The organism is Pantoea agglomerans NBRC 102470, from assembly GCF_001598475.1.
Lineage (GTDB): Bacteria > Pseudomonadota > Gammaproteobacteria > Enterobacterales > Enterobacteriaceae > Pantoea > Pantoea agglomerans.
Window position 1 is genome coordinate 343462 of the sequence record NZ_BCZA01000002.1, and the last position, 15726, is coordinate 359187.

17 protein-coding genes are annotated in these 15726 nt (G+C 60.4%); 3 read left to right on the top strand and 14 right to left on the bottom strand.

From position 1 onward, the window contains the following. The gene (locus PAG01S_RS05195) at window positions 1–2616 is read left to right on the top strand and encodes an ATP-binding protein (RefSeq protein ID WP_062757899.1); all 2616 of its coding nucleotides are present in this window, start codon (window positions 1–3) and stop codon (window positions 2614–2616) included. Here PAG01S_RS05195 and phnE (PAG01S_RS05200) read toward each other — a convergent pair. The 14 genes from phnE (PAG01S_RS05200) to phnF all read right to left on the bottom strand — a co-directional run bounded on the left by phnE (PAG01S_RS05200) (window position 2570) and on the right by phnF (window position 13888). Beyond that, a complete protein-coding gene (phnE, locus tag PAG01S_RS05200) occupies window positions 2570–3454 on the bottom strand; it encodes a phosphonate ABC transporter, permease protein PhnE (protein ID WP_010247767.1) in 885 nt (294 codons plus the stop codon). The two genes, PAG01S_RS05195 and phnE (PAG01S_RS05200), sit on opposite strands and share 47 nt — an antisense overlap. Beyond that, on the bottom strand, window positions 3451–4311 hold the full coding sequence (gene phnE, locus PAG01S_RS05205) for a phosphonate ABC transporter, permease protein PhnE (protein WP_062757901.1): 861 nt from the start codon (window positions 4309–4311) through the stop codon (window positions 3451–3453). Before phnE (PAG01S_RS05205) ends, phnE (PAG01S_RS05200) begins: the two co-directional genes overlap by 4 nt. A gap of 93 nt (window positions 4312–4404) precedes the next feature. Next, window positions 4405–5331, bottom strand: coding sequence for a phosphonate ABC transporter substrate-binding protein (phnD, locus tag PAG01S_RS05210; RefSeq protein WP_010247773.1), 927 nt, complete (start codon window positions 5329–5331; stop codon window positions 4405–4407). A gap of 26 nt (window positions 5332–5357) precedes the next feature. Further along, window positions 5358–6188 carry a phosphonate ABC transporter ATP-binding protein gene (gene phnC, locus PAG01S_RS05215; RefSeq protein ID WP_010247776.1) on the bottom strand — a complete coding sequence of 277 codons (831 nt, stop codon included), beginning with the start codon at window positions 6186–6188 and terminating at the stop codon, window positions 5358–5360. 78 nt (window positions 6189–6266) lie between these two features. Beyond that, window positions 6267–7037, bottom strand: coding sequence for a phosphonate metabolism protein PhnP (gene phnP, locus PAG01S_RS05220; RefSeq protein ID WP_062758074.1), 771 nt, complete (start codon window positions 7035–7037; stop codon window positions 6267–6269). Window positions 7038–7102: 65 nt separating this feature from the next. Next, on the bottom strand, window positions 7103–7639 hold the full coding sequence (gene phnN / locus PAG01S_RS05225; protein WP_010670885.1) for a ribose 1,5-bisphosphokinase: 537 nt from the start codon (window positions 7637–7639) through the stop codon (window positions 7103–7105). Continuing rightward, window positions 7639–8775, bottom strand: a complete 1137-nt coding sequence (gene phnM, locus PAG01S_RS05230; RefSeq protein ID WP_062757903.1) for an alpha-D-ribose 1-methylphosphonate 5-triphosphate diphosphatase — start codon at window positions 8773–8775, stop codon at window positions 7639–7641. The genes phnN and phnM overlap by 1 nt, the downstream gene beginning before the upstream one ends. Then, entirely contained in the window at window positions 8772–9485 is a 714-nt protein-coding gene (gene phnL, locus PAG01S_RS05235) for a phosphonate C-P lyase system protein PhnL (RefSeq protein ID WP_033772090.1), read from the bottom strand. Before phnL ends, phnM begins: the two co-directional genes overlap by 4 nt. Further along, window positions 9486–10247, bottom strand: a complete 762-nt coding sequence (gene phnK / locus PAG01S_RS05240) for a phosphonate C-P lyase system protein PhnK (protein WP_033778916.1) — start codon at window positions 10245–10247, stop codon at window positions 9486–9488. Further along, entirely contained in the window at window positions 10237–11085 is an 849-nt protein-coding gene (locus PAG01S_RS05245) for an alpha-D-ribose 1-methylphosphonate 5-phosphate C-P-lyase PhnJ (protein ID WP_010247794.1), read from the bottom strand. The genes phnK and PAG01S_RS05245 overlap by 11 nt, the downstream gene beginning before the upstream one ends. After that, window positions 11078–12154, bottom strand: coding sequence for a carbon-phosphorus lyase complex subunit (locus PAG01S_RS05250; protein ID WP_062757904.1), 1077 nt, complete (start codon window positions 12152–12154; stop codon window positions 11078–11080). The genes PAG01S_RS05245 and PAG01S_RS05250 overlap by 8 nt, the downstream gene beginning before the upstream one ends. Further along, window positions 12154–12729 (bottom strand): phosphonate C-P lyase system protein PhnH, encoded by a 576-nt coding sequence (gene phnH / locus PAG01S_RS05255; protein WP_062757906.1) that lies wholly within the window; start codon window positions 12727–12729, stop codon window positions 12154–12156. Before phnH ends, PAG01S_RS05250 begins: the two co-directional genes overlap by 1 nt. After that, window positions 12729–13175 carry a phosphonate C-P lyase system protein PhnG gene (gene phnG, locus PAG01S_RS05260; RefSeq protein WP_010247802.1) on the bottom strand — a complete coding sequence of 149 codons (447 nt, stop codon included), beginning with the start codon at window positions 13173–13175 and terminating at the stop codon, window positions 12729–12731. The genes phnH and phnG overlap by 1 nt, the downstream gene beginning before the upstream one ends. Then, entirely contained in the window at window positions 13175–13888 is a 714-nt protein-coding gene (gene phnF, locus PAG01S_RS05265) for a phosphonate metabolism transcriptional regulator PhnF (RefSeq protein ID WP_062757908.1), read from the bottom strand. Before phnF ends, phnG begins: the two co-directional genes overlap by 1 nt. A gap of 227 nt (window positions 13889–14115) precedes the next feature. Here phnF and PAG01S_RS05270 point away from each other — a divergent pair, with 227 nt between their 5' ends. Together PAG01S_RS05270 and PAG01S_RS05275 are read left to right on the top strand one after the other, a co-directional pair. Next, on the top strand, window positions 14116–14745 hold the full coding sequence (locus tag PAG01S_RS05270) for a Vat family streptogramin A O-acetyltransferase (protein WP_062757910.1): 630 nt from the start codon (window positions 14116–14118) through the stop codon (window positions 14743–14745). 140 nt (window positions 14746–14885) lie between these two features. Beyond that, window positions 14886–15383, top strand: coding sequence for a P-loop nucleotide/nucleoside kinase family protein (locus PAG01S_RS05275; RefSeq protein WP_062757911.1), 498 nt, complete (start codon window positions 14886–14888; stop codon window positions 15381–15383). Window positions 15384–15726: the final 343 nt, after the last annotated feature.

The following is a 15726-nucleotide window of genomic DNA, read 5'->3' on the forward strand; positions in this document are numbered from 1 at the left end:
ATGCAGCGCACTTATCCGTGGCAGGCCGGGGCACGTGGACGCCTGTTGCTGTTCAATCTGCTGGTGGTGTCGGTCACGCTGATGGTCAGCGTGGTGGCGATCTTCGGCTTTCGTCATGCCGGGGCGATTCAGGAGCAGGCGCAGGCGCAGACCCTGGCCGACATGAACGGCAGCCTGGCGCTGGCGCGGGATACCGCCAACGTGGCAACAGCGGCGGTGCGGCTGTCACAGGTGGTGGGCGCGCTGGAGTATCAGAGCGAATCACAGCGGCTGCAGCAGAATCAGCAGGCGTTGCAGCAGTCGCTAAGCCTGCTGGCCAGTGCGCCGCTGGCGGCGCGTCAGCCGGAGCGCATCGCCCGGATCCGTGCCCGCAGCCTGATGCTGGAACAGACGATTAACAGCCTGCTGCTGACCGGCCACCAGCGTCATCTGCAGCGCAACAACATGCTGAGCGACCTGTGGCAGACACAGATTCTGCTCAGCCATATCGACCAGCTGGTACAGCGGGAACAGCGGACGCTGCCGGATGCCGCGCTGCGGGAGCAAACCGAACGGCTGATCACCATCGCGATCCGCACACCCTCGCCCATCGCCGTCATCGAACAGCTCCAGCAGGTGATGGCGCAGTGGCGCAACGTGCCGCTGACGGGCGTGACCGGCGAAAACGTGCAGCGACTGCTGGCCACCCAGCAGCGCCTGCTGCCGCTGGCAGAGGCGCTGGAGCAGAGCGACCTGGCGATCGCCTATGCCACCTACCGGATTAAAGCGCTGGTGGCGATGCTGAATGAAGATATCAGCGCCTCGGTGCAGCAGGTGGCGTTACAGAGTGAGGCGCGCACCCTGGCGACCCACCGTGAGCTGGATTCCATCATCGGCTTTATCGCGCTGTTTGCGCTGCTGGCGCTGGCAATTACCGGCTATGCCGGTATCTACATCTACCGCAATCTCGGGTCGAGCCTGACGGCGATTGCCGGGGCCATGACGCGGCTGGCGCAGGGCGAGCAGAACGTCAGCGTGCCAGGGCTGCAACGTCGCGACGAGCTGGGCGAGCTGGCGCGGGCGTTTAACGTCTTTGCCCGTAACACCGCCTCACTGGCTCACACCTCACGGCTGCTGAAAGAGAAGAGTAATCAGCTGGAATCCACCTTTCTGGCGATGCGCGACGGCTTTGCGCTGTTTGATAACAACGGTCAGCTGGTGGTGTGGAACGCCCAGTATGCGGAGCTGCTCGGCATCGCGCCGCATGAACTGCATCGCGGCGTTCCCTGGCAGCAACTGCTGGCGCCGCTGGCGGTGGATCTGCACGATCCTGGTGAACCGCAGGAGATCCGGCTGGCCGATGGTCGTACGCTGGAGCTGCGCTTCAGCCCGATTCCGCGGCGCGGCATGGTCAATACCGTGCTGGACCGGACCTCGCGTAAAACGCTGGAGGAGGCACTGCAGCATAGCCAGAAGATGAAGGCGGTCGGCCAGCTGACCGGCGGACTGGCGCATGACTTCAACAATCTGCTGGCGGTGATTATCGGCAGTCTGGCGCTGACCGAAGGCCAGCTGACGCCCGGCCCGCTGGCCAGCCGGATTGATCGGGCGCGACAGGCGGCCGACCGCGCTGCCCAGCTGACCCAGCGGCTGCTGGCGTTCTCACGCAAGCAGGCTCTCTATCCGCGTGCGGTGTCGGTGGTGACGCTGGTGGATAATCTGCAGGGGCTGCTACAGCACTCGCTGCTGCCCGGTCAGCAGCTGATTATTGATGCACAGCGTCCCGGCTGGCCCGCCTGGATTGATGCCAGCCAGCTGGAAAATGCGCTGATGAATCTGGTGGTGAATGCCCGAGATGCGATGCATCAGCAAAGCGGCGAAATCCGGCTGCGCATCTGGAATCAGCGTCGTCTGGAGGGCGATGAGAAGCGTGACAGGGTCACAATTGAGGTGATAGACCACGGCTGCGGCATGTCGGCAGGGGTTCGTGAGCAGGTGTTTGAGCCTTTTTTCACCACCAAAGCTACCGGCAGCGGCAGCGGGCTGGGCCTGTCGATGGTTTATGGCTTCGTAAGGCAGTCTGGCGGCCAGATCGAACTGGAAACCGCGCCAGGCCAGGGCACCACGGTGCGACTGCTGTTGCCACGCGCGCCGGAAGCTGCTGCCGCCGCAGTGATCGCCCCGCCATCGACTGTGCACATTGAGACGGACATTGAGGCGGCCAGTAACCGGCTGGTGCTGGTGCTGGATGATGAACCGGCGGTGCGCCAGACACTCTGTGAGCATCTGCATCAACTGGGTTATCTGACGCTGGAGTGTGGTGACGGTGAAGAGGCGCTGGCGCTGCTGCGCCAGACACCTGATATCGACCTGCTGATCAGCGACCTGATGCTACCCGGCGAGATTAACGGCGCGGAGGTGATCCGCCAGGCGCAGCAGAACTGGCCGCAGCTGGCGACGCTGCTTATCAGCGGTCAGGACCTGCGCCACCAGCCGGTGACGCTGCCGCTGTGCGAACGGCTGGCGAAACCCTGGCAGCAGGCACAGCTGGTGCAGGCGTTACAGCGCGCCTGGCAGCGCAGCGAAAGGCTTAATCGCGCGCAGCAGGCTGCCACAACGGCACCGGCTTCCCGCTGATGTAGCGCTTGCGCAGGCGGCTGGAGATCACATCCATCACCATCACTACCACCACCAGAATCAGCGTCAGGAACATCACCACATCCCAGTTCCACAGGCGCATATTCTCAGCGTAAACCAGACCGACGCCCCCGGCGCCGACAAAGCCCAGCACCGCCGCTGAGCGGGTATTGGACTCTATCTGGTAAAGGCTCAGCGCCAGAAACTGCGGGAATGACTGGGTGAAGATGCCGAAGCGGTGTTTCTGCAGGCTGTTGGCGCCGACTGCGCCCAGTCCGCGACCCGGTGAACGCTCCACCGCTTCGTGCCCTTCGGCGTAGAGTTTGCCGAGCAGACCGACATCCTGCAGGATAATCGCCAGCACCCCGGCCAGCGGCCCCATGCCGACCGCCCGGACGAAGATCAGCCCCCAGATCGCCATGTCGATGCCGCGCAACACGTCAAACAGACGGCGCATCAGAAACGCCAGCGGTTTCGCGGTTCGGCTGTGCATCACGTTGCGCGCCGCCAGAAACGACAGCGGCAGCGCCAGCAGCGAGGCAGTCAGCGTACCGGCAAAGACAATCCCTAAGGTGATACCGACCTGCGACAGATAGTAGCCAAACGGCCAGTTCAGGAAGTCGTGCCAGACAAACATCCGCAGGAAATAGCGCCCCAGCTGCTGACAGCCCATCAGCAAACGCGACCACTCCAGACCAAATACCGAGAAGAAAAAGAGGTAATAGAGCAGCACTGCCAGTGTCATCAGCGCCAGGCGACGCAGATAGCGCGGCTGTGCGGCGAAGAGTTCACGATGCTGCTGCTTCATTAGCGCGATATCGGGAACGGTGCTTATCATGTCCTGTCTCCTGTCACACGGCGACGAAGCTGGCCGGAGAGCGTATCCAGCAGCGACACCACAATCAGGATCAGCAGCAGCGTAATACTGACCTGATCGTAGCGGTCCAGTTTGATGTTAGTCATCAGCTCCTGGCCGATGCCGCCCGCCCCGACCAGCCCAAGGATGGTTGAGGAGCGGAAGTTAATCTCCAGTCGCATAAAGCTGTAGGAGAGAAAGACCGGCTTAACCTGTGGCCAGAAAGCGAAACGCATCCGCTGCAGCTTGCTGGCTCCGCAGGCGGCCAGGCCGCGCACCGGCTTATCCGACGCCGACTCAATCGCCTCGTAAAACAGCTTGGTCAGGCTGCCCACGGTGTGCAGCGCCAGCGCCAGAAAACCGGGGATCGCACCGATGCCAAAGGCCATCACAAACATCACCGCCCACGCCAGCTCCGGCATGGTGCGCAGGAAGGCGACAAAGGCGCGAATCGTCATCCGCACGCTGACCGGCGTCTGGGTATTGTCGGCGGCGAAAAAGGCCAGCACCGCGGCCAGTGCCACCGCCACCAGCGTCGAAGCCAGCGCCAGTTGTAGTGTTTCCCAGATCAGCGGCAGCTGGATCGGCAGACGGTAGCCCCAGTAAGCCAGCGAGCCTTCGGTCTTGCCGTCGGCAAACAGCAGCGGCAGATGCAGTACCGGCAGGATTTCGTGCAGGTAGTCAAAGAAGTGCGGCAGCGACTGCCAGACGGTGTGCAGATTAAATTCTGCCACCCTGCCCGCCGCCAGGTAGAGTGCCACCAGCAGCAGTGACCAGAGCAGCGTGTCTCGTTTCTGCTGGCGGCGGATGCGTTGATAGTAGTGTTCGAATTCGGTCAAAGGGGATCTCCGGCGCTAAAGCAGCGGGACGCAGGCGAGTTTGCTGCGTCCCGCTTTCCCCGCCTGAGCGGAGAAGATAAGAAGTAGCTGGATTTAGCCGCGGCTGCCTTTCATCAGGTCGCGCTTCATATCGATGATGTTCTGATAATCGGCAACCGTCGCCTGACCGATGTGCTGCTCGCCGCCCACCGCTTTCACGAAGCAGGCGTGATCTTCCTTATCCAGCTTTTTAATCGCCGACACCACTTTCGCTTTAAAGTCAGCGGGCAGCTTGTTGCTGACCAGCACCGGACCGTTGGGGATCAGCGGTGACTGCCAGATAATGCGGATCTGCTTCATCAGATCAGGATGGTCCATGCGGATCAGACGGCCAAACGCGCCAGAGGTATAGCCGCTGTTGTAGTCACCGACCAGTGAGGTCCAGGTCACTGCGCCATCAAACTGGTTGTTCAGCACGCCCAGAATGTCCTGCTCATGGCCGCCGGAGAAGGTGACGCTGGAGAAGGTGTTGTTATATTTGTCATCCACTGAGCCGCCGAACATTTTCTTGAACGCCTGGTTAGGCATCAGGAAGCCGGACGTCGAGTCGGGATCGGCCATACCGAAAGATTTCCCTTTCAGGTCTTCCAGCTTTTTGTAGGGGCTGTCCGCTTTGACGATCACCACCGAGTGGTAGCCGCGTGACTGATCTTTGTCATCCACCACAATGCCAACCACATCCACCGCTTTCGGGTCCTGAATGTAGACCGACGCAAACGAGGCTGGCGACATGCTCAGCACCATATCGATCTTGCCACCCAGCAGACCCTGAATCACGCCAGAGTAGTCGGAGGCGTTGCGCATCTGGGTATCCACACCCAGCTCTTTATCAAAGAAGGTCTTAACACACTGATTATCGCCAATCTGCTGGGTGGCGTTCTGACCGCCCAGAATCCCCAGATTAAGCTGTTTCGGCGCATCCGCTGCGCTGACACCAAACGCCATTACACTGGTCAGGAGTGCTAAAGAAGTCAGTTTCATTCGGGGTTGTTCTCTTGCTGTGGAAGTTAATGGATTTGGTTAAGTTCATCGCCGTACAGCTGGTGCAGCAGGCTGTCGGTCAGTCCTGAAGGATGGCCGTCAAACAGCACCACGCCGCGCTGAATGCCAATCACCCTGGTGCAGTAGCTTTTCACCAGCTCAATCGAGTGCAGGTTGACCATCACGCTGATGCCCTGCTCGCTGACCTGACGCAGCACATCCATGATGCGCTTGGTATTTTTGGGATCGAGTGACGCCACCGGCTCATCGGCCAGCAGGATTTTGGGGTTCTGCATCAGGGCACGGCAGATCGCCACACGCTGCATCTGACCGCCAGAGAGGTTTTCCGCCCGCTGCAGCGCCTGCGGCAGCATGTTCATCCACTGCAGCAGTTCGATGGCGTGCGCCCGGTCATTGTCGGAGAAGATTTTAAAGAAGGATTTCAGCGTACCGGTCTGGCTCAGACGGCCCAGCAGCACGTTGGTCAGCACGTCGAGGCGTGGCACCAGACAGAAATCCTGAAAGATCATGCCGCACTGGCTGCGCCATTCGCGCAGCTGGCGGCTGTTGAGCGTAACCACGTTACGATCCGCTTCGCCATGATGCAGACTAATAATCGCGCCGGAAGTCGCTTCAATCGTGCCGTTGAGCATGTGCAGCAGGGTCGATTTACCCGCGCCAGAGCGGCCAATCACCGCCACCAGCTCACCGGCGTGCAGGTCGAAGCTGACCTGATCCAGCACCTGAGTGTCGCCGTAGGCTTTGCTCAGTTTCTGCACCGACAACACTTTTTGTCCGCTAAGGCTGGCCGGTGGCAGGTCGTTGTCGACCACCGTTTTCAGAAGTGCCTGTGCCATGGTTTCTCCGTCATCGCTGATTGCGTTCTGCGGGTTATTAAGGCGTGACGCGATGAACACGAGATGACAGTCAGATGATCAAACCGTGACAGGCCAGTGCGCGCCGCACAGCAATGTCTGGCCGTCACGGGCAGCCAGCACGCCGTCCGGTAACGGGTTCTCAGCTAACCAGTTATCCATCTCATGACTGAGATGGGTGAGCCAGGTCTGACGCGGCTGGAGCATCTCTGCTATCGCCAGCGCCTGGGTCACATCATTATGGTTACGCGGCTCTGGGCGCGGCGGATCGTTGCAGTCAATCACTAACTGATCCAGCGGCTGGCCGCGCAGGAAGTCGGCGGTGTCGGGTGGCAATCCGCAGGTATCACACAGCCAGGCGAGCCGGGTGCCGTGCCAGTCGAACAGATAGCCATGCGTCAGCTTCGAGTGTTGCAACGGCAGCGGTGTGACCTGCAGTTCTCCAAAGGCGTGCGCTACAAACGGGGTTAAGGCGGGACGGAAATCGAGCAGGCCAGGATGTTTATAGAGATCGTCACAGCCTCGCGGATCGGGTGGACCCCAGACCGGAATCGGCGCGCCCACTCCCCAGCGCAGTGCAAAAAGCCCCTGCACATGATCCATGTGGTAGTGAGTCAGTAGAATGCGCGTCAGCGTGCCGGGCGGGAAGCGCGACGCCAGCAGCGGCAGACCGGCATCCAGCAGGATGCGCTCGCGACCAAACTCAATCAGCGCGCTGCAGGGTGCACGCGCGTAGCCACTGTTGAGCTGCGCCCGCTGACAGGCGCGGCAGTCACAGCCCGGCAGCGGTGCGGCAGTGACCCCGCCAGTACCCAGAAAAGTGAGTTTCATTGATGCGCCGTTGGTAGCGGATGTCGATGCCGGACTGTCACCGCCGGTGCCAGGATAAGAGAGTTTCATTGATGCGCCTCCAGTATCTGACGCAGCAGGCACACGGTATCCGCCAGCGCGCCGTCGTTGTTGAGGATAAGGCAGCCATCGGGCTGCGGCTGTGCGGCGCGCGCCAGCCGCCGGGCGATCTCCGCCTCATCTTCCCGTCCGCGCTGGCGCAGCCGCGCTGCCAGCACGGCGGGTGTGACCTGCAGACAGACCGGCAGCAGCTGCGAGCCGAAACGGGCCTGCGCCTGCGCCAGATGCAGCCGCGAACCGTTCACCACCACATTCTGCCCGCGCAGCAGCCACTGCTCCGTCTCACAGCCAATGCCATAGCTGAAACCGTGCGCCTGCCAGCTCACCGCGAACAGTCCCAGCGCGGCGCGACGGGCAAACTCCGCCTCGGTCAGCGCCACATGGTTTTCGCCGCCCGCATCGGCGGCGCGGGTAATGTAGCGATGGGCGATCAGCAGCCGTGGCGGAGGTGCCGCCCGCAGCGCATCCAGCAGGCTGTCCTTACCCGAACCCGAGGGACCGGTGAGCCAGATCAGCCGCGCCATCAGTACACCTGCCGGCCTTTGCTCCAGACATGCCGCACGTGCGGGTAGCCGTGTGCGGTATGCGCCAGCACCAGATCGGCGCGGCAGCCTTCGGCGATTACCCCGCGATCTTCGAGCCCTAAGGCGCGCGCCGGGTTACAGGTGACCAGTGCAATCGCCTGCGCCATGCCGAGGCTGTTGCGCTCATCATCTGCCAGCCGGAACGCCGCATCCAGCAGGCTCGCCGGATAGTAATCAGACGAGAGAATATTCAGCAGGCCGTGTGACGCCAGCTCCCAGGCGGCGACGTTGCCGGAGTGCGAGCCGCCGCGCACGATGTTAGGTGCGCCCATCAGCACCTGCATATTGCGATAACGCGAGGCGCGTGCCGCCTCCAGCGTGGTCGGAAACTCCGCGATGCGGCTGCCCGCGGCGTGAGACTCTTCAACGTGCGCCGCGGTGGCATCATCGTGACTGGCAATGGCGATGCCATGTTCCCGGCAGAGTCCGGCAATCGCCTGACGATTGGGCTGTGACCATTCTGCTGCCAGGGTGAGCTGGTCATGCTCGAACTGATCCATCTCCGCATCGTTGAGCTGATATTTGCCCTGATAATATTCGCGATACTTCGTCAGGGATGCGTACTGACGCTGACCCGGCGAATGGTCCATCAGCGACACCAGCGCCAGCTCCGGCGTGCCCATCAGCGCTTCAAACAGCGGCGCAGTGGTGGGATGCGGCAGTTCACAGCGCAGATGCAGCAGATGCTCGGCCCGGTTCAGTCCTTTGCGGTTGCTGTCGCGGATGGCGTCGATCATCTTGCTGAGGTTATCCAGCCGGTGCCCGCCGTCGCGCACATCCCCGACGCCAATCGCATCCAGCACCGTGGTAATGCCGCTGGAGACCATCAGCGCATCGTGGCTGCTCATCGCCGAGTGTGCCGGCCAGTCCACTTTCGGACGCGGCGTGAAAAACTTATCGAGGTTATCGGTGTGCAGCTCCACCAGACCCGGCAGCAGCCAGGCGCCCTCGCCATCCAGCGCGCCCGGCTGCTGGCTGGTGGTTTCGCTGAAGCTGCTGATGCGCTCGTCGCGAAACTCCAGCGATCCGGTTACCACTTCGTTTTCCAGCACCAGTCTGACGTTATTGATGATCATGCCTGCGCTCCTGTCTCGATTGGGTGCATCAGGTGCAGCCGGTCCGCTACCCGCTCGCGCACCGCCCGATCGTGAAAAATACCGACGATGGCGGCACCACGGGCGCGCGCCTGTTCAATTAGGCTCACCACCGCCTCGCTGTTGACACTGTCGAGCGAGGCGGTGGGTTCATCCAGCAGCAGCACCGGATAGTCGGCGATAAAGCCGCGAGCGATATTGACGCGCTGCTGCTCTCCGCCAGAGAAAGTGGACGGGGCCAGCGACCAGAGACGCTGCGGCACGTTGAGCCGGGTCAGCAGTTCGGCGGCACGTGCTTCACATAAGGCGCGCTCGACGCCGCGCTCCAGCAGCGGCTGCATCACAATCTCCAGCGTCGGCACGCGCGGGATCACCCGCAGAAACTGGCTGACCCAGCCCAGCGTGTCACGGCGCAGGGCGATAATCTGGCGCGCCGATGCCTGCGCCATGTCGATCCACTCGCCCTGATGCGCGACCCGAATGTGGCCGCTGTCGGGCTGATAGTTGCCGTAAAGCGCGCGCAGCAGTGTGGATTTACCGCTGCCGGAGTGACCGTGCAGCACGACGCATTCGCCCTCGCCTGCCGTCAGGCTGGCGTTGTGCAGCACCGGCAGCGCCGCGCCGTTCTGGTTATGCAGCACAAAGGTTTTACACAAATTCTCTACCCGCAGGCGCGGAGTGATAGTTGTCATTTAATTGAGCACCGAAGAGACCAGCAGTTGAGTGTAAGGATGATGAGGATCGTCCAGCACGCGGTCAGTCAGACCGCTCTCCACCACCCGCCCCTGCTTCATCACCAGCAGGCGATGCGCCAGCAGTCGCGCCACGCCGAGATCGTGGGTGACAATCACCACCGCCAGATTCAGTTCGCGCACCAGCGTCCGCAGCAGATCCAGCAGTCGCGCCTGCACCGACACATCCAGCCCGCCGGTCGGCTCATCCATAAACATCAACTGCGGCTGCGTCACCAGGTTCCGGGCGATCTGCAGACGCTGCTGCATACCGCCGGAAAAGGTGGTGGGCAAATCGTCGATGCGACCGGCGTCAATCTCCACTGCCTGCAGCCAGCGGCTCGCCTCGGCGCGGATGTCGCCATAGTGGCGCTGTCCGGTCGCCATCAGCCGTTCGCCGATGTTGCCGCCCGCGCTGACCTGCGAACGCAGCCCGTCCATGGGATGCTGATGCACCACGCCCCATTCGGTGCGCAGCAGGCGACGGCGATCGCTTTCACTCATCTGATAGAGGTCGCGGTTCTGATAAAGAATGCTGCCCTGCTGCGGCGTCAGACGCGCTGACAGGCTTTGCAGCAGCGTGGTTTTACCGGAGCCGGACTCGCCGACAATGCCCAGCACTTCGCCGGGAAAGAGATCAAAACTGACCTGCTCAAACCCTTTGCCCGGCGCATAAAGATGGGTGAGCTGGTTCACCGCAAGCAGCGGCTGTTCACTGTGCATGTTGCTGTTCCTGCTGCTGATGGCAAAAGTCGGTGTCGGAGCAGACAAACATCCGCGTTCCCTGATCGTCCATTACCACCTCATCGAGATAGCTATGGCGCGAGCCGCACAGCGCGCAGGGTTCATCCCACTGCTGCACGGTGAACGGATGATCGTCGAAGTCCAGGCTTTCCACGCGGGTGTAAGGCGGTAAGGCGTAGATGCGTTTTTCACGCCCGGCACCAAACAGCTGCAGCGCGGGCATCATGTGCATCTTCGGGTTGTCGAATTTGGGAATGGGCGATGGATCCATCACATAGCGATCGTTGACCCGGACCGGATAGGCGTAAGTCGTCGCGATGTGGCCGTAGCGGGCGATATCTTCATACAGCTTCACCTGCATGATGCCGTACTCCTCCAGCGCATGCATGGTGCGGGTTTCGGTTTCGCGCGGCTCGATAAAGCGCAGCGGCTCCGGAATCGGCACCTGGAAAATCAGGATCTGATCCTCTTCCAGCGGCGTTTCCGGGATGCGGTGCCGGGTCTGGATCAGGGTGGCATCGGCGGTGCGCTCGGTGGTGGCAGCATTGCTGACCCGCTTAAAGAACTGACGGATCGACACCGCATTGGTGGTGTCATCTGCGCCCTGATCGATCACCTTCAGCACATCCTGATCGCCAATGACGCTGGCGGTGATCTGGATGCCGCCGGTGCCCCAGCCGTAGGGCATCGGCATCTCACGTCCGGCGAACGGCACCTGATAGCCGGGGATCGCCACCGCTTTCAGGATGGCGCGGCGGATGGTGCGTTTGGTCTGCTCATCGAGATAGCCGTTGTTATAGCCGGTGAGTTCAGCCATGGTTACGCTCCTGATAATCGTGCTGCAGCTGTTTCAGCAGTTCCAGTTCCGCCTGGAAATCGACGTAGTGCGGCAGCTTGAGATGCGAGACAAAGCCTGCGGCTTCCACGTTGTCGGCGTGCGACAGCACAAACTCTTCGTCCTGCGCCGGGCTGGTAACACGCTCATGCTGTTCGCGGCTTTGCAGCGCCCGGTCCACCAGCGCCATCGCCATCGCTTTACGTTCGGCGCGGCCAAACACCAGCCCATAACCCCGGGTAAAGTGCGGCGCCGTGTCGTCGCTTTGGGCAACGCCGTTGACCATTTCACACTCCGTCAGTAGCAGCTCACCGATCTCCAGCTCAAAACCCAGCTCTTCGGGACAGATACTGACGCTGAGAGTGCCGGTGCGGATCTCGCCGGCAAACGGATGGGTGCGGCCATAGCCGCGCTGGGTCGAGTAGCCGAGCGCCAGCAGAAAGCCTTCGTCGCCACGCACCAGCTGTTGCAGCCGCGCAGCGCGTGAGGCGGGAAAGCTCATCGGCTCGCGAGTGATATCGACAGGCTCGCTGCCGTCATCCATCTCGGCGGCGGCCAGCCCTTCATCGCTCATCATGCTGAACATGTGCGGGCACTGGTCAGGTACCGAACGATCGTCACGCGGCGCGGCGGGCGTTTCGCCATTGGCCAGCAGGGTGAAGTCGAGCAGACGGTGGCTGTAGTCGTAAGTTGGTCCCAGCACCTGGCCGCCCGGCAGATCTTTATAGACCGCCGAGATGCGGCGTTCGATGCGCATCGCACCGGTCGCCAGCGGCGTGCTCTCCGCCAGGCGTGGCAGCGTGGTGCGATAGGCGCGCAACAGAAAGATCGCCTCCACCAGATCGCCGCTGGCCTGTTTAATCGCCAGCGCCGCCAGTTCGGGATCGTAAATCCCGCCTTCGGTCATCACCCGATCCACCGCCAGTCCCAGCTGCTGCGCCACCTGATCGCAGCCGAGTTCGGCTACCGCCCGATCGCCGCGCCGCAGATCGGCCTGCAACTGATGGGCGTTCGTAATGGCTTTTTCGCCCCCTTTCACCGCGACATACATCAGCACACCTCCACAACGGTGGTGCGCGGCACGGCCATGATCGCTTCGCCACAGGTGAAGATCAGATCCACGCCCTGTGGAAACGGATGCGGACGGGTGCGCAGATATTCCAGCACGCTTTCCGGCAGCTGTGGCGCGATGGCCCGGGTTTCGCGCAGGCCAGGGCCGGAGAGGCGCAGCGTCAGGCCGCCATTCAGTGACGGCACTTCGATAATCAGCGTGGTGCTTTTTTCCGGTGACATGTTGTCACCGGCCGCGAACTGCGTCGGGTCGGGCTGCGCAGCCGCATGGCTCAGGGCAAAAGGCGCATCCTGCTGTGTGGTGATCGGCGCGCCGGTATGGAAGCGCAGATTGTTGCGCAGCTGTTCGTTGTCGATTTTCGCATCCAGCCAGACCGGGCTTTCCTGATCGACCAGCGTCAGCAGCAGCGCCGTGGCCGCCGGTGACAGTGCGCCCCAGCCCTGTTGCAGCGGCAGCGAGACCATCACGCCCGGTTCGCTCATCGCTTTCAGAATGCGGCGAAACGCGCGCTGCGCATCCGCCACCGGATGGTTAAAACTTGCCAGTAAAGTCATCAGTTATCTCCGCGAACCAGCGTAAAGAAATCCACTTTGCTGCTGGCGATCTCGCGGGCGCGCAGCTGTCGCTGCTCATCGCGCCACGCCGCCAGCGGGGTAATAATCTTCTCTTCCAGCAGTTGCCGGGTTTCCGGCTGCTGCAACAGCGCATCCAGCAGGGCGCAGCGTTCGGCATGGGCTTTGTCACGCCCTAACAGATAGCTGTAACCCAGTGTGCCGTCGCTGAGCTGCACCACCGCGCGCGTCACCGTGGCATCGCCCATCACAAAGCGTTTGCCGGTGGCCCCCATCCGCGCCTGCAACCGTGTCAGCCCGATCTCTGCCGGACGGATCAGGGTAAAGGCGGGCTGGAGGTTAAGCGCCTGCCAGTGCGTCTCAAGCAAGGCGGCGCTGCTGTGCGCCAGCACCGACAGCCAGCGCTGGCGATCCGTTTGCTGTTCCATTAGTGCTCCAGAGTCAGTTCAATCATGTCGCCGCGCGTCAGGCTGACGGAGTATTCCGCCACCGCGCCATCACTGGTTTTGTTCAGGGTCCGTACGCAGAGCAGCGGCGAATGCAGCGCGATGTCGAGCTGCCGACACTCTTTGGCCTGCGCCCGGCGGGTGCTGATGCGGGTCTGGGTGCGCACCAGCTGCTTGCCGGTGTGCTCAACCAAGAAGTCGTGCAGCGACCCGCTGTTAAATTGCTGAAGCTGTGGCCACCAGCTGAGGTCGGCGAGGAAATGGTTGATCAGGCAGAGCGGCACGCCGTTGGCGCGACGCAGGGTGCGCAGATGAATGACGTTTTCACCCTCTTTCACGCCCAGCGCATTGGCAACGTCGTTGCTGGCCGGACGCAGCACCGCCAGCAGCCGTTCGCTGGTGGGATGACTGCCCTGCTCCAGCAGGTTCTGGCTGAATCGCGCCTGGGCATGCAGCGGATAGTCATAAGGGCGCATCAAAACCAGGATGCCGACGCCGTGACGGCGCTGCAGCAGCCCTTTGTGCACCAGCTCATCCACCGCCCGACGCAGCGTGTGGCGATTAACCTCATAGTGATCGGCCAGCTGTTGTTCGGAAGGAAGATAGTCGCCGCAGCGGTAGCGCTCTTTCAGCGCCTGCTCCAGTTGTGCGGCAACAGCCTGATAGACAGTGGTCGGATGTCTGGATAACTCCATCACGATGAAATCCTCACGGGTTACAGAGTGGGAACGCAGTGAAAAGACGCTGCGGGATGGTGTTAGCTTGAGGGGATCAGATGACAGAACCGTGACGGGGTGGTGAAGGAGAGGTGAATGTGGTAGTCAGGGATTTACAGCAAGCAGGCATTGAGCCTGTTCGCATAGAACGACTGGCTGCCTGGTGTACACTGGAACGAACTAACGTTGCGCTTAATGGAGAGAATATGTACGGACCGGATCCCGCCAATCCCCATCCAATGAAAGGCTTCCCACAGGTTTGTTTTATCAAAAATACGGTGAAAAACCCCAACATCATAATTGGGGATTTTACTTATTATGATGACCCTGAAGACTCAGAAAACTTCGAGCGCAATGTCCTTTATCACTTCCCTTTTATTGGTGACAAACTGATCATTGGTAAATTCTGCGCGATAGCCAGAGGCGTTCAGTTCATCATGAACGGGGCAAACCATAACATGGCAGGTTTCTCCACTTTTCCGTTTTACATTTTCGGAAATGGATGGGAAACAGCCCAGCCTCAGGCCGGCGATCTTCCCTATAAAGGCGATACGGTGATTGGTAATGATGTATGGATGGGTTATCAGGCGCTGATTATGCCAGGCGTTAAAATCGGTAACGGCGCAATAATCTCGTCACGTTCTGTTGTGACGTCGGATGTCCCGGCCTATTCGATTGTGGGTGGCAACCCGGCCAGAGTGATCAGACAGCGTTTTACTGATGAAACCATTTCCCGACTAGAGAAGCTGGCCTGGTGGGACTGGCCGGTAGAAAAGATTACTCAAAACCTACCGGCAATTATCTCCGCAGACCTTGAAGCACTGCCAGATGAATAGCCGGGCAGAAGTGGAATAAACACTGCCCGCTGCTGGCAAAGGGTGGCGATCATCCGACACAGGTTCGCATAATTTCGCGCAGATTGATGTATCAATGTGTCTGCTTTACCACTGGAGCGCGGGTTAAAACAGGAGTCGTTATGCTCTACATCTTAAGTGGCCTTCCGGGTTGCGGCAAAAGCACTATCGCTAAAATGCTATCTGAAAAATTGAAAGCGGTGTATTTACGCGTAGATACGATCGAACAGGCTCTGCGTAATAGTTCAGCAACTTTCAGGGATATTGGCCCCGAAGGCTACTTCATCCTTTATGAGCTTGCGCGGGACAATCTCAGACTGGGATCACCTGTTGTCACTGACTCGGTGAATGATCTTAACCTGGTGCGCGATAGTTTTCGTGATATCGCACTATCATCAGGTGTTCCCTTTCTGGAAATTGAAATCCTCTGTTCGGATCCAGAACAGCATCGTGCCCGTGTAGAGAACAGAATCTCAGATATTCCTGGTTTAAAAGTGCCTGACTGGCAAGCCGTTGTGGATCGTGTTTATGAACCGTGGACCAGAGACCATCTGCTGTTGGATACCGCAGAATTATCGCCTGCTGAGTGCGTTGATATCATTATCCAGACAAGCATTTAGCCCTGACCGCGTTCAGCCCGCACCCTTAACGGCAATCAACGTTTTAACCTGAGGCTGCATGTTGCCCTACCCTCAGGGATTAAAACCGGTAAAACAGAAGTAGCCACGCTATTCCCTCAGCTTATGCTGCAATATCAGCAGGTTCTGAAGAGGATAATGATGTAACCAGGGTCAGGTATTCAATGAAAGAAAACGGACGTAATCCCTGAACAGTTGATCATGTCCCGAAGGCTTTTTCAAAAACTGAAAAAGAGTAGAAGTCGCAGATAATTGAATCAAAAAGCATCCCGGCTGGCAAAATTCTGATGCCCTTTTGATGGTATTCCATCATTCCCTCTCAAAT

What these genes read in the sequence shown, in the direction of transcription:
- phnH (WP_062757906.1), bottom strand. Translation starts at nt 12,729, where the DNA reads ATGACTTTACTGGCAAGTTTTAACCATCCGGTGGCGGATGCGCAGCGC.
- phnC (WP_010247776.1), bottom strand. Translation starts at nt 6,188, where the DNA reads ATGGCACAGGCACTTCTGAAAACGGTGGTCGACAACGACCTGCCACCG.
- phnK (WP_033778916.1), bottom strand. Translation starts at nt 10,247, where the DNA reads ATGCACAGTGAACAGCCGCTGCTTGCGGTGAACCAGCTCACCCATCTT.
- PAG01S_RS05250 (WP_062757904.1), bottom strand. Translation starts at nt 12,154, where the DNA reads ATGTATGTCGCGGTGAAAGGGGGCGAAAAAGCCATTACGAACGCCCAT.
- PAG01S_RS05245 (WP_010247794.1), bottom strand. Translation starts at nt 11,085, where the DNA reads ATGGCTGAACTCACCGGCTATAACAACGGCTATCTCGATGAGCAGACC.
- phnE (WP_010247767.1), bottom strand. Translation starts at nt 3,454, where the DNA reads ATGATAAGCACCGTTCCCGATATCGCGCTAATGAAGCAGCAGCATCGT.
- phnG (WP_010247802.1), bottom strand. Translation starts at nt 13,175, where the DNA reads ATGGAACAGCAAACGGATCGCCAGCGCTGGCTGTCGGTGCTGGCGCAC.
- PAG01S_RS05275 (WP_062757911.1), top strand. Translation starts at nt 14,886, where the DNA reads ATGCTCTACATCTTAAGTGGCCTTCCGGGTTGCGGCAAAAGCACTATC.
- phnL (WP_033772090.1), bottom strand. Translation starts at nt 9,485, where the DNA reads ATGACAACTATCACTCCGCGCCTGCGGGTAGAGAATTTGTGTAAAACC.
- phnM (WP_062757903.1), bottom strand. Translation starts at nt 8,775, where the DNA reads ATGATCATCAATAACGTCAGACTGGTGCTGGAAAACGAAGTGGTAACC.
- PAG01S_RS05270 (WP_062757910.1), top strand. Translation starts at nt 14,116, where the DNA reads ATGTACGGACCGGATCCCGCCAATCCCCATCCAATGAAAGGCTTCCCA.
- phnF (WP_062757908.1), bottom strand. Translation starts at nt 13,888, where the DNA reads ATGGAGTTATCCAGACATCCGACCACTGTCTATCAGGCTGTTGCCGCA.
- phnP (WP_062758074.1), bottom strand. Translation starts at nt 7,037, where the DNA reads ATGAAACTCACTTTTCTGGGTACTGGCGGGGTCACTGCCGCACCGCTG.
- PAG01S_RS05195 (WP_062757899.1), top strand. Translation starts at nt 1, where the DNA reads ATGCAGCGCACTTATCCGTGGCAGGCCGGGGCACGTGGACGCCTGTTG.
- phnD (WP_010247773.1), bottom strand. Translation starts at nt 5,331, where the DNA reads ATGAAACTGACTTCTTTAGCACTCCTGACCAGTGTAATGGCGTTTGGT.
- phnN (WP_010670885.1), bottom strand. Translation starts at nt 7,639, where the DNA reads ATGGCGCGGCTGATCTGGCTCACCGGTCCCTCGGGTTCGGGTAAGGAC.